The sequence below is a fragment of the Thalassotalea atypica genome, assembly GCF_030295975.1.
In the GTDB taxonomy this organism is placed as follows: Bacteria; Pseudomonadota; Gammaproteobacteria; order Enterobacterales; family Alteromonadaceae; genus Thalassotalea_F; species Thalassotalea_F atypica.
On the sequence record NZ_AP027364.1, the window covers coordinates 4,292,694 to 4,304,511 of the forward strand.

13 protein-coding genes are annotated in these 11,818 nt (G+C 40.4%); 9 read left to right on the forward strand and 4 right to left on the reverse strand.

The window, feature by feature from the left end; all coding sequences use genetic code 11:
- The first annotated feature begins 210 nt into the window (after positions 1–210).
- The gene (locus QUE03_RS19230) at positions 211–1,410 is read left to right on the forward strand and encodes a CaiB/BaiF CoA transferase family protein (RefSeq protein ID WP_286263687.1); all 1,200 of its coding nucleotides are present in this window, start codon (positions 211–213) and stop codon (positions 1,408–1,410) included.
- Between the two features lie 55 nt (positions 1,411–1,465).
- On the opposite strand, the gene QUE03_RS19235 is transcribed toward QUE03_RS19230, so the two are convergent.
- Together QUE03_RS19235 and QUE03_RS19240 are read right to left on the reverse strand one after the other, a co-directional pair.
- On the reverse strand, positions 1,466–1,819 hold the full coding sequence (locus tag QUE03_RS19235; protein WP_286263688.1) for a GFA family protein: 354 nt from the start codon (positions 1,817–1,819) through the stop codon (positions 1,466–1,468).
- Between the two features lie 97 nt (positions 1,820–1,916).
- A complete protein-coding gene (locus QUE03_RS19240) occupies positions 1,917–2,687 on the reverse strand; it encodes a phytanoyl-CoA dioxygenase family protein (RefSeq protein ID WP_286263690.1) in 771 nt (256 codons plus the stop codon).
- A gap of 178 nt (positions 2,688–2,865) precedes the next feature.
- Here QUE03_RS19240 and QUE03_RS19245 point away from each other — a divergent pair, with 178 nt between their 5' ends.
- The 7 genes from QUE03_RS19245 to QUE03_RS19275 all read left to right on the forward strand — a co-directional run bounded on the left by QUE03_RS19245 (position 2,866) and on the right by QUE03_RS19275 (position 8,368).
- Entirely contained in the window at positions 2,866–4,038 is a 1,173-nt protein-coding gene (locus QUE03_RS19245) for a dipeptidase (RefSeq protein WP_286267927.1), read from the forward strand.
- Between the two features lie 80 nt (positions 4,039–4,118).
- Positions 4,119–4,892 carry a class I SAM-dependent methyltransferase gene (locus tag QUE03_RS19250; protein WP_286263691.1) on the forward strand — a complete coding sequence of 258 codons (774 nt, stop codon included), beginning with the start codon at positions 4,119–4,121 and terminating at the stop codon, positions 4,890–4,892.
- Positions 4,893–4,958: 66 nt separating this feature from the next.
- The gene (locus tag QUE03_RS19255) at positions 4,959–5,381 is read left to right on the forward strand and encodes a hypothetical protein (RefSeq protein ID WP_286263693.1); all 423 of its coding nucleotides are present in this window, start codon (positions 4,959–4,961) and stop codon (positions 5,379–5,381) included.
- A gap of 3 nt (positions 5,382–5,384) precedes the next feature.
- A complete protein-coding gene (locus tag QUE03_RS19260; RefSeq protein WP_286263695.1) occupies positions 5,385–6,176 on the forward strand; it encodes a PhzF family phenazine biosynthesis protein in 792 nt (263 codons plus the stop codon).
- 292 nt (positions 6,177–6,468) lie between these two features.
- The gene (locus tag QUE03_RS19265; RefSeq protein ID WP_286263697.1) at positions 6,469–7,041 is read left to right on the forward strand and encodes a hypothetical protein; all 573 of its coding nucleotides are present in this window, start codon (positions 6,469–6,471) and stop codon (positions 7,039–7,041) included.
- A 494-nt stretch (positions 7,042–7,535) separates the two neighbouring features.
- A complete protein-coding gene (locus QUE03_RS19270; RefSeq protein WP_286263698.1) occupies positions 7,536–7,946 on the forward strand; it encodes an antibiotic biosynthesis monooxygenase family protein in 411 nt (136 codons plus the stop codon).
- A 50-nt stretch (positions 7,947–7,996) separates the two neighbouring features.
- Positions 7,997–8,368, forward strand: coding sequence for a hypothetical protein (locus QUE03_RS19275; protein ID WP_286263700.1), 372 nt, complete (start codon positions 7,997–7,999; stop codon positions 8,366–8,368).
- Positions 8,369–8,463: 95 nt separating this feature from the next.
- Here the strand turns inward: QUE03_RS19275 and QUE03_RS19280 are convergent, their stop codons facing one another.
- Entirely contained in the window at positions 8,464–8,964 is a 501-nt protein-coding gene (locus QUE03_RS19280; protein WP_286263702.1) for a histidine kinase, read from the reverse strand.
- Between the two features lie 64 nt (positions 8,965–9,028).
- Entirely contained in the window at positions 9,029–10,852 is a 1,824-nt protein-coding gene (locus QUE03_RS19285; protein ID WP_286263704.1) for a DUF885 domain-containing protein, read from the reverse strand.
- Positions 10,853–10,996: 144 nt separating this feature from the next.
- Between QUE03_RS19285 and QUE03_RS19290 the strand changes: the two genes are divergently transcribed.
- Complete coding sequence (locus QUE03_RS19290; RefSeq protein ID WP_286263706.1) at positions 10,997–11,779, forward strand: 3-hydroxybutyrate dehydrogenase; 783 nt, start codon at positions 10,997–10,999, stop codon at positions 11,777–11,779.
- Positions 11,780–11,818: the final 39 nt, after the last annotated feature.

The window sequence follows — 11,818 nt, forward strand, 5'->3', positions numbered from 1 at the left end:
CTACTCATAATACGACAACATACTAGTCATGAGACGACATCGCATATTCCGTAATTTACATTTTTTATTCGGCTTATAAGAGGACGCAGCACATTTAGAATGGTGTAGGGGCAGTGTTTTTCCTAATCTGATCACTTTTTGGTAAGTTTTGGTCATTGTTATTGGCGGTAGATAGTTCTATGTTGAAGAAAACTACCAACTGGAACAGTAATGCCTTTAACATCACTTAAGATCCTTGATTTTTCCACCTTGCTTCCTGGCCCTTACGCCACCATGATGTTGTCTGACATGGGCGCAGATGTGTTACGCATAGAATCGCCTTCTCGCCCTGATCTTTGTCGTCATTTACCACCTGTTGATGAGCGTGGCACATCTTATATTCACCAAACGCTCAATCGTTCTAAGAAGTCACTAGGGCTTGATCTTAAAAACCCTGAAGCAATTGAGTTAATTCATCGCCTAATTGCTGACTATGACATCATTGTTGAGCAGTTCCGACCAGGCGTTATGCAGCGATTAGGACTTGATTACAATACATTGAAAGAGATCAACCCGAAGCTGATTTACTGCTCGATCACAGGTTATGGCCAAACGGGACCTAAAAAGGACAAAGGCGGTCACGACATTAACTACTTAGCCATTGCAGGACTTGCCAGTTACACCGGCACGCCTGACACAGGCCCCATGCCTATTGGCTTTCAAATTGCCGATATTGCAGGTGGTTCAATGCATTCCGTGACCGCTATTTTGGCCGCCGTTATTGAACGCTCACACAATGGAGAAGGGCAATATATTGACATTAGTATGACCGATGCCGCATTTGCATTGAATGCCATGACCGGCGCTTCAGCATTGGGCTCGGGAGAAGTGCCACAATTAGCCAACGGGGTGCTAAATGGCGGTGCATTTTATAATCATTATGAAACCCGAGATGGCCGGTATTTTTCTGTCGGCAGTATTGAACCGCAATTTATGACCCAACTCTGCGAAGCTATCGGTAGACCGGACTTAGTTAAAAATGGCTTAAAATATACACCTGAGTCGCAAGCACCGTTGATTGAGGCATTGACTGAAGCATTTAAATTACAGGATTATCAACATTGGTGTGAAGTATTTGAAAATCTAGATGCTTGTGTTGAGCCCACTTTAAATGTCATTGAAGCAAGTCAACATCCTCAATTAGTAGAAAGAAAGATGGTAGTAGAAGTGCCTACTTTAGGCTCAGCGTCAGTTAAACAAATAGCGTCACCCATTAAGTTCTCTAAGCATACAACTAAATATAGCTTTACAGGATGTGAAGTCGGTCATCATAATGACGACATCATCAAGGCATTAGGCATTGACGACGAGCACTACCAAAAAATGAAAGCCAATGGCGTTTTTGGCAGTTCATCAAACCAAATAAGATAAAGGGTTAACAACTTAATTAACCCTTTTTTGGCTCACGAAATAATGCACTACAAGCTTAAAGTGCATTTTTGCCATCAAACTCCATAATATCAAGCTTACGCGGTTCAATATGTTCAACACATCCTAAATTGATGCGGTATTTACCAGGCTCATAAGTCGCATCGTGAAATGGCGCAATACCACAGGTTTTGCAAAAGTAATGGTTTACGTCCTTATCGCCCCAATGATATATCGATAAATTTTCACGGCCACTGATCAACTCGAACTGGCTGGGTAAAATATAGTCTTTTGACATAATGATGTTTTTTCTAATACAAATTGAACAATTGCATTGCAACCCTTCTGTAATTTCGTCGCTTCTAAATTCAAATTGTATTGCACGGCAATGGCAATATCCTTTATACCTCATGTTCATATCTCCTCATTTAGCAACCCAGTCAACTGTACAAATAAACAGTTAAATTGTAAAGAGGGTAAGTTTGATGAAAGTTCATGCCAAGACTAGGTTACTTTATGTAGGCTAGTGTGTTTTTAAATACCGCAGGATCGGCAAGTATATCTAACATTGCTGGGCTCGGTAAAATACTGCGCTTCGCAAATTCAAGTAAATGTGGCTCAACATCACAAAAAAGGATATCAAACGCCAAGCGTTGCCCGCCATACAGACCACGGTGGATCATATTAGCCGAGAATAATAAAGCATCTCCGGCACCTAATGAAATTGCTTTACCAGAGGACAATTGCTCACTGTTTTTGTGCCCATTTCGCTCAAAACGTACATTAAGCTCTTCCTCTGTATCCCAATTTTTATGACTTTTAGGAACTAATTCTATACCCGGTTCGTCAAATAATGGAATTCGAATATGAACAACCTCAGGGCCTGATAGCGCTGCTTTTTGCTCAGCTTCGTTTAAATGATACTGCGGATCTCTGTGCCAGTAATTTTGCTGTTGATTGTTGTGCGGATTAAAAAAAAGTTGGGTGCCCATGAAGGCAAATGGACGCTCAAATACATGCTGCGCTGCTGATATCACTTTGCTTGAACTTATAAATTCAAACAGTTGCATACGTTGCTTATCTTCAAGGTATAAAGTATCGGTTAAGTATGCAGAATTGACCGCTCTCGTGTGATAAAAATCTTTATTCTCTTCAATCCATCGCTGATGAAAATTCAAAATCACGGTGCGAAGTGCATCAAGCTCATCCTTCGTAAAATACTGCCGAATGACTTGGTAACCATACGTCTGGTACGCACTGTGTTGAACATCATAATTCATGGCTAACTTTTCCCTTTTAGCATTAATTGTGTAGTCCGCTTGTTAATAACATTGAAACAAAAAATTCCGTTGAATACTAATTTCACCAAAAAACGTGATAGTTTAGTTGCTTGACGTTTTCTTAGAAGAATTAACAGGACTTAATGTGAAAATAACAACAATCGCTTCAACATTAATCATGGCCGGTTTGGCGACATCACCATTTACCGCCAATGCAGCAACCTCATCATATGCAAAAGAAATTGCCCAGAAATACATTCTGGTTGATACCCATATTGATGTGCCTTATCGATTAGAAGAAGCGTACGACGACGTCACTCAAGCAACAGAAAAAGGAGATTTTGATCACCCGCGGGCTGTGGCAGGTGGCTTAGACGCCCCGTTTATGTCAATTTACATTCCCGCCACCCTGGAAAAAGAAGGTGGAGGTAAAGCACTGGCAGATCGCTTGATTGATCGTGTTGAAGCCATGGTCGGCAGAGCACCTGATAAATTTGCACTAGCCTATTCTGTAGCCGACATTAAGAATAATTTTAAGCTGAACAAAATATCGCTACCCATGGGTATGGAAAATGGTACCGCTATTGAAGGCAGCCTCGACAACCTAGCGCATTTTTATCAACGCGGTATTCGTTATATCACCTTGGCGCATTCGCTGAGTAACCATATCAGTGACTCGTCTTATTCAGAAGATCGGCCTTGGCAGGGCTTAAGCCCATTTGGCAAAAAACTGATCACAGAAATGAATAATATCGGCATTATGATTGATATATCGCATGTTAGCGATCAAGCATTTTATCAAGCGGTAGAACTTTCAAAAGTACCCGTGATTGCGTCACATTCTTCATTACGCTATTTCACCCCGGGATTTGAGCGCAATATGTCTGACGATATGCTATTAGCGTTAAAGAAAAATGGTGGTGTTGTGCAAATCAACTTCGGCTCTTCTTTTGTCACTGAGGAAGCAAACAAATACCGAGATAAAGTCAAAAGCCATGTTACACAGTTTATGACGGATAAGGGGATAGCCGATAAAAAAGATGCCGCTGCCATTGCATTTGAAAAAGCCTATAAAGAAAAAGACCCGTTCCCGTTTGCTAGTACCGCTGATGTAGTGGACCACATTGACCGCGCGGTAAAAATTACAGGCATTGATCATGTCGGTATAGGTTCTGATTACGACGGTGTAGGTGATTCATTACCAACAGGCCTAAAAGACGTATCAACCTTTCCGAATTTGATTCAAGAATTACTGGATAGAAAATACAGTGAAGCGGACATTGAAAAGTTGATGGGCGCTAACGTGTTACGTGTGTGGCAACAAGTAGAAGACTACGCTGAGAAACATTAGTTCGGCACATTTTGACAAACGTATATCCATCCTATCAACGGATGTTACGTCGACGATGGAACTTGGTTTTGGACTAAAGTATGGATTATCTAAACATCAATAAAGAAGCTTGGGATAAACGAACCAAGCTTCATGTTGACTCAAAATTTTATGATGTAAAAGTCTTCAAGGATGGCAAGTCATCACTCAACAAGGTTGAGCTTGAGCAAATGGGCAATGTTGAAGGGAGAAAGCTCTTACACCTTCAGTGCCATTTTGGACAAGATACTTTGTCATGGGCTAGAAAAGGTGCAATAACGACCGGTGTCGACTTATCTACGGAGGCAATTGAACAAGCCAACAAACTCAACTCAGCTCTAGGGTTAGATGCTACCTTCATTGCGCGTGATATTTACCAATTTGGTCATGAGAACACAGAAAAATTCGACCTTGTTTTTACCTCATACGGCGTGCTTTGTTGGCTACCGGATCTGAGCCGTTGGGCACAAGTAGTGGCGGATTCGTTGACAATTGGCGGTGAGTTTCATCTTGTCGAGTTCCATACTTTTAACGATTTACTGTGTGGTTACTCCTATTTTCCTCAAGGAGAGCCAGATGCTGAAGTTGAAGGTACATATACAGAAAACTGCGATGGCACAAAATCAAAAGTACTAACCTGGGCACATTCTTTAAGTGAAGTAATTAACGCTTTAATTGTGGCAGGCTTGAGTATCGAACATTTTGAAGAGTATCCATACAGCCCGTATGATTGCTTTGAAGGTCTTGAGTATGTACCTGATCAGGGCTACCAATTGTTGCACAAAGGGCAACAAGTGCCTTTGCTTTATTCAATTAAAGCGAGAAAAGTTACCTAACAATGTGCTTATTTTAATCACGTATTGATTTCTCATAGCCGTGGTATTAAGTGAAATGGAGTTTACATGAAGAAGTTATTAATATTAACACTGCTTACATCAGCAGTTTACGCGGACAATTTTGACCTAGAAAATTACGCCTCCACCCTAGACTTTGCTCAAGTTACCAACGTTTTGGCGACTCAGGAATCCAGCGGCGCTTGGTGTTTCGGAACTTCTGTTCTGCATAACGATCAAGGATGGGAGCATTATGCTGATGGCTGGGAAGTTATAGATTTTCAAGGTAATCTTCTGGGGTACCGAAAGCTCCATCACCCTCATGTTAATGAGCAACCCTTTACTCGCAGTCAGTGCAGCATAAAAATTCCAACGGAAATGTCTAAAGTCATCGTAAGAGCCAAATGTAATAAGCACGGTTTTGGTGGTAAGTCCATGGTAGTTGATCTTAAAAAATCGAGGCTTGCAACGAACAAAGTAACTGGAGAATAAGTTTTGGAAATGGATATATTTGTCGTTGATGCGTTTACCGAGCAACAGTTTAAAGGAAACTCAGCAGCAGTAATCCCTTTGCAACAATGGCCAGATGCCAATGTCATGCAAAATATAGCTATCGAAAATAATTTATCTGAAACCGCATTTATTAAACCCGTCAGTCAAAATAAGTATCAGATACGATGGTTTTCGCCAATAACAGAAATTGATTTTTGCGGCCATGCAACGTTGGCGTCAGCACACGTACTATTTCAAGAACTGGGCATTAGGCATAAGATTGAGTTTGTTACCGCCAAAGTTGGCACATTAGTGGTTACGATGAACGCGAATAATAAAATTGAAATGAGTTTTCCTAGTCAAATGCCGACGCCGGTTTCAACTATACCTGATGCCGTTTATTCAGGACTTTCTATCACGCCGAAAAAGGTACTTAAGAACAGACAAGCATACTTTGCCGTCCTAAGTAATGAGCAAGAGGTGTACGACATCACATATGACTCGGAACAACTTAAGAAACTTGCGCCATACGATATCGTAGTAACAGCTAGATCTAATGAATACGACTTTGTTTCTCGATATTTTTGGCCTGCAAACGGTGGTGATGAAGACCCAGTAACGGGTTCAATTCATGCGGGGCTCGCCCCGTATTGGGCTGCGGCGCTAAACAAACAAGAAGTCATTGCATATCAAGCATCAAAACGAGGCGGGGCATTGCGCTGTGTCATGTCAGGTGATCGCGTATTGGTTTCTGGTAATGCAGTGTTGTATTTAAAAGGTAAGATTTACCTCTAGTAGTTAAAATTGTACGCCCAAACTTTCAACACACTTAATCGAATACAATTGACACGGTTTACCTTTACTTCACTTTTTAAGCTGTTTAGACCGAGCCTCTTCAACTACTTCATAAAAGCTGAAGCCTATTATTGGCTAAATCGATAAAAGTGGCTTTAATTAGTGCATATGACCATGTCATATTTGAAGCACATGACACCATCACTGCGCCGCAGCCAGAAAAATATGCCTAGTGCAGAGTATGCCAGATTAATCATGTATTAGAGTTTCTCTACGAATAAAGGATTATTAAATGAATACTTATTCAGATAAAGTAGGAAAAAACAAAAGTCATACACAGGCGAATTTAGCCTCACAACAAAAGCCTCATTCAAATATAGCTCTTAAAGATCATCGGCGTGAAACATTAACCCAAAGAAAACTCCAAGCATCGGCGGATGTATTTAGTAATCGAGAATATTTGAGTAATAATAATCCTTCTACTGCGCAATTAATGTCAGTGAGAACAGAAAAAAAAGTCGTTGGTGTTGAACTTGATAAACACATCAAGCCACTCGATGAGCAAGAAGCCTGGGCAACAACAAAGGAAAAACCTAAGACAACGTTTATCGCTGACGACTCGGAAATTAAACCTTTAGTTGACGACGACACTCATAACTTTGAACAGGAAACCGCAGATCTGGGCTATAAGACGATAGTAGGCAATATCACGACGACACAATGGGATAAAATTGACGGTAATAATGGTGCAGGTCAACCGGTTGCCAAAACAAAAGATTTAGCACAACGCGGTTGCACCGTTGGGGTGACTAAAAAGGCTGGAACTGATGATATTGTAATCAACCACTTAGCGAATGTAGAGTAATGAGTCACTCTCAGCGGTTCAAGTGTCCGCTTTAAGTACCAAATGCGACATACCAAAAGAGTCTCTCTAAATTAACCAAACTTAACACAAGCCTTAAAACTTGCTCGATGCTAGGAATAAATAAAAAGAGGCTACAAAACGTTCTTGATATGACTTAGATAATCATCATATTGGTTTGATTACCTACACGAGTTAACGTAAAGAAATACAATAAAGTGGATGTGATAATTATTTATGAGGGGTCAATGTTTTTGGCAAATCGATATCTGTACGTAAGAAAGAGCACAAATAGCAGCTATTTAATGAGCCTGACACTGGGATTCACTCATACGTGTCTATGGCGTGGTAATTCCTTCAGATAAACACTCTAGAGTTATAAAAGTCAGCTAATATTGTGTTGCAATCTGTGGCAAAAGCTCGAGAGTATTCTCGTTCGCTTCTTTCATGAACTAAGCATTATTGTATCGCCATACTAAATATAAATAGGTTAACCGATGAAATCGATATTATCTGCAATTGCCTTACTCTTTGTTATCTTATGCGCTACTGCAGAGGAAGCGAAAATACAAAACGACACTACGGTGAAATTTGGCATGCAAGCGGTGATCACGGCAACAGAAGGAAAGGGTGATGAGTTAGCTGACATTATGCACCAAGCATCCAAAGCGATAGCGGAGATAGACGGGTGTATTTTGTACCTTGTACAGCAGTCACTTACTGATCCATCAAAAATCTTGATCACCGAAGTGTGGATAAACCAAGCCTCTCATGCCGCCTCATTGAAAAATTCAGAGGTTAGAGCGTTAATCATGAAAGCAAAACCAATTATTATTGAAATGGAGCATCATTTCGCAAAATATATTGGTGATCATGGTCTTTATGGCGCGTCCAAATCAACGGAGTAATCCAATTGGATGAACGCTTAAAGCAACAAAAATCAAGCACGGTTCAATAAATGTTAAAGCTGTTATTGGCAATTCCGCCCATTATTTCAATAGTTCATGTATTCGTTGCGTTGACGCTATTTTCAATCAACATAACTTATTCCGGGAATATGCTCTTATTGTTTTCCGTACCTGTCACATTGGTATTTTTTATTCATATCTATATTGCTATTACAGACAATTCAATGACTAAAAGTGAACACTTAGGCTACGCATTGATCCACATTCCTTTCTCTATGGTCTTTTCATTTTTTGCCGTACTTTTCTTTATACCAAATGAGACTAAAGCCATTGATATAAATGACGTTTCTAAGGATACTTTATTACTATGTTCGAACAAAAAAGAAATAGAATGCATTAATAGTTTTCTTTCTAAAAAGTAAGCTGTCGCTTGAAAAAAGCCTTTTCCTCATCAAAAATATAAACGAAGCAGATATAGAAAATATGATCAGGCAACTCTTAGTTCAGGTCCAAACCACTATGGCTCAGACCCTATTTTGAAATACATTGAGCTCACTCTAGCAATGCGCTTGAGTGATTCAATATTTTCATCTGACCAATACGTGATTTTACCAACACTTTCACAGCAAATTACACCCGATGCAATAAAATCCTGATGCAAAACAAAATCGAGTAACGACTGTATATCTAACGGTTCAAAATAGGCTTCATTAAAGCACTTTGTTAGCTCATGCGCTCTAGCATCAGGCGCATTAATCACCTTTTGATTCAAAATACCATTAAAGTAGTCATTGAAATCTGATTTGCTTAATATTGCCCCAGATTCAAATGAGCCATTGACTCTGTCAAAACAAATCAATGACTCAATGCGGTCAAATTCTCCTGAAAACACCCATAAGCTAACTCTGTCCGCTCCTTGTATTAGCTGAGAGGTAACTATACAAATCTCTTTTAATTTATCTTCAACCTGTATTGCAGGATTAGTCAATTTAGCGGTTAATTTTATAAATGGATCCATAACGGCCTATCGTTAAAAATAAATTGTACTCAACTCAAAGTATAGTAACAGTGCGGCTTTCGTACTATTCATCGGACTGCTTTAATAACCATTGATTGATTTTTTCTTCCATCAAATTAAGCGGCAAGGCACCATCTTCAATAATTTGATCATGGAATGCTTTAATATCAAATTTATCGCCCAATGCAGCTTTTGCTTTGGCTCTTAACTCAACAATTTTGAGCTCGCCCAGCTTGTAACCTAAGGCTTGACCTGGCCATACGGTATAGCGTTCAACTTCACTGGTCGCTTCAGAAATATGAATACCTTCCGTTTTGATGGAGTAATCTATCGCTTTTTCTCGACTCCAACCTAATCCATGCATACCGCTATCCACCACTAATCGTACCGCTCGATGCATTTCAGACTGCAGTCGACCAATATCATCAATGGGGTCATTTTCATAAATGCCCATTTCTGCAGCTAAACGCTCAGCATAAAGTGCCCAGCCTTCTCCCGCGGCATTTGAATAAAATATGGTGTTTAGAATAGGTAGATCATCCGATAAACCAACAATGGTTTGTAAATGATGTCCAGGGTTTGCTTCATGATAGGTCAGCGTTTGCAATGAATAAGAGGGCAAAGCAGAGGTGTCATTTAATGATATCCAATAGGTGCCCAAGCGTGAGCCATCTTGCGATGGTGCGTCATAAAAAGCACCACTGGTAGATGCCGCTAAATGAGCCGGTACAGCTTTTACTGCCACGTCTTGATCCGGTAATAAACCAAACCATTGCGGCAATTTTTCATTAGCAAGCGCCAAATCTTTTTTGATATCAGCGATCAGTTTGGCTTTACCTTCTGGGGTGTTTGGGTAGAGATATTTAGGATCATTTAACAATACCGTCATACGCTCACCGACAGTGCCTTTATCGTAGCCAACATTTTTTAATAACACATCCATTTCTGCGGTGATGCGCGCCACTTCATCTAGCCCAAGTTGATGCACCTGTTCAGCTGTTAATGTTGTATCACTTAGGTGCGTGATCATCGCTGCATATAGTGCTTTACCGTTGGGTAAATGACCAATACCTGCTTTATGAGACGCGTAAGGTTTAAGGGCTTCTAAGCTCGCAATAAGCTTTTCGTTGGCAGGATAAAAACTGGTTTTAACTGCTTTAATCGTAGCTGCGATATAGTCTGCTTTGTTAGTCGATGTTGCCTTCTCTAGTTTTTCAACCATGCTCGTCACTAGGGCATGATCTTCAGGAGAAAACTCGTTCTGAAGTCTCAAGTTATTGATGGTTTTGTTAATGACAAAATCAGGCGGAACAACACCTAGTTTTCTATCATGTTCAATTTTTGATATGACACTATCAATCACATCATCATAATCGTTCAGACGGGTCAGATAAGCTTTCGCTTGCTCGTCATTACTGACCGCAAACTTATCCACCATGTAGGCAGGAAATTCAACATGAACACCCGATAAATGGCTTATAGGGTAAGGTAAGAACCAAGCGCCATATTCACCTAAAATAGAGCCATACTCGACTATGGTTGCCGGTTTGTAGGCCGAAGAAATTTCCGTTTCGATTAACCTTAAACTAATACGTTCTTTATCGGTCAGCTTGCTTTGGTCAATTTGTCTCAGCTCAGCAATCAATGCTTTTACTGATTCACGTCGCGCTTGCTCTGTGGTTTGATCAAAATAGCTCGATTTCTCCATAATACCTTGGCCCGCATCTTTATCATCAAGGCCGTAATAGCTGGCAATAATAGGGCGGAGTTCAAAGTATTTTTGCGATAACGTATGCATTTGTTCGTTGAAATCGCTCTTGTGTGCGAGGGTGACAGTACTAAAAAGTGCAAGGCCAATTGTGGCGATGGCACTGAACAGACGATTCATAGAAATATCCAAATATTATTTTTAGTTTATCGGCCCATAATAGCACACCAATGAACCCGATATGGTACTAAGGTGCTAAATCACTAATCCTTATTTTACAGTACCATCAGAGCCATATTTACCAGATAAATTAAGGAATTTGTGATGCTTAAAGGTAAAGTCGCACTGATCACCGGTTCAACCAGTGGTATCGGTTTGGCAACCGCGCATGTACTGGCAGGTGAAGGTGTGAATTTAATTCTTCATGGCTTATTAGATCCTGAAGAAGGAGACAAATTAGCGCAACACTTTAGCGTGCAATATAAAATTAACGCCATTTTCGACGATGCCGATTTACGTAATCCATTGGCAATACAGCAATTTATCGACAGAGCACAATTCGAATTAGGCACAATTGATATTTTAATTAATAATGCTGGCATCCAACATACGGAGCAAACGGCAAGCTTTCCATTAAACAAGTGGAATGACATTATCGCGATCAACTTATCCGCCGCGTTTCACACCATTCAAAAATCTTTGCCCGGCATGCAAGTCAATCAATGGGGGCGAATCATCAATATCGCGTCAGTACATGGCTTGGTCGGCTCAAAAAATAAATCCGCTTATTGCGCTGCAAAACACGGCATTGTGGGGTTAACCAAGGTAGTGGCTCTAGAGTGTGCTGAACAAGGCATAACGGTTAATGCCATTTGTCCGGGTTGGGTGGATACGCCATTAATTAATAAGCAAATTTCTGATATCGCCGCCCGCGATAATGTCGAACTAGCACAGGCCAAATACAACTTAGTGACCGCAAAACAGCCGCAACCTGAAATGATGGAACCTAAACAGATTGGCGAATTTATTTTATTTTTGTGCAGTGATAGCGCTCGTAGTATCACAGGGGCTTCATTACCAATGGATGGGGCTTGGACGGCGCAATAGCTTAAGTTTATAAAGCCAAGTTTATCCTTCCGCTTGGCT

What these genes read in the sequence shown, in the direction of transcription:
- QUE03_RS19230 (WP_286263687.1), top strand. Translation starts at nt 211, where the DNA reads ATGCCTTTAACATCACTTAAGATCCTTGATTTTTCCACCTTGCTTCCT.
- QUE03_RS19235 (WP_286263688.1), bottom strand. Translation starts at nt 1,819, where the DNA reads ATGAGGTATAAAGGATATTGCCATTGCCGTGCAATACAATTTGAATTT.
- QUE03_RS19240 (WP_286263690.1), bottom strand. Translation starts at nt 2,687, where the DNA reads ATGAATTATGATGTTCAACACAGTGCGTACCAGACGTATGGTTACCAA.
- QUE03_RS19245 (WP_286267927.1), top strand. Translation starts at nt 2,866, where the DNA reads ATGGCCGGTTTGGCGACATCACCATTTACCGCCAATGCAGCAACCTCA.
- QUE03_RS19250 (WP_286263691.1), top strand. Translation starts at nt 4,119, where the DNA reads ATGGATTATCTAAACATCAATAAAGAAGCTTGGGATAAACGAACCAAG.
- QUE03_RS19255 (WP_286263693.1), top strand. Translation starts at nt 4,959, where the DNA reads ATGAAGAAGTTATTAATATTAACACTGCTTACATCAGCAGTTTACGCG.
- QUE03_RS19265 (WP_286263697.1), top strand. Translation starts at nt 6,469, where the DNA reads ATGAATACTTATTCAGATAAAGTAGGAAAAAACAAAAGTCATACACAG.
- QUE03_RS19270 (WP_286263698.1), top strand. Translation starts at nt 7,536, where the DNA reads ATGAAATCGATATTATCTGCAATTGCCTTACTCTTTGTTATCTTATGC.
- QUE03_RS19275 (WP_286263700.1), top strand. Translation starts at nt 7,997, where the DNA reads ATGTTAAAGCTGTTATTGGCAATTCCGCCCATTATTTCAATAGTTCAT.
- QUE03_RS19280 (WP_286263702.1), bottom strand. Translation starts at nt 8,964, where the DNA reads ATGGATCCATTTATAAAATTAACCGCTAAATTGACTAATCCTGCAATA.
- QUE03_RS19285 (WP_286263704.1), bottom strand. Translation starts at nt 10,852, where the DNA reads ATGAATCGTCTGTTCAGTGCCATCGCCACAATTGGCCTTGCACTTTTT.
- QUE03_RS19290 (WP_286263706.1), top strand. Translation starts at nt 10,997, where the DNA reads ATGCTTAAAGGTAAAGTCGCACTGATCACCGGTTCAACCAGTGGTATC.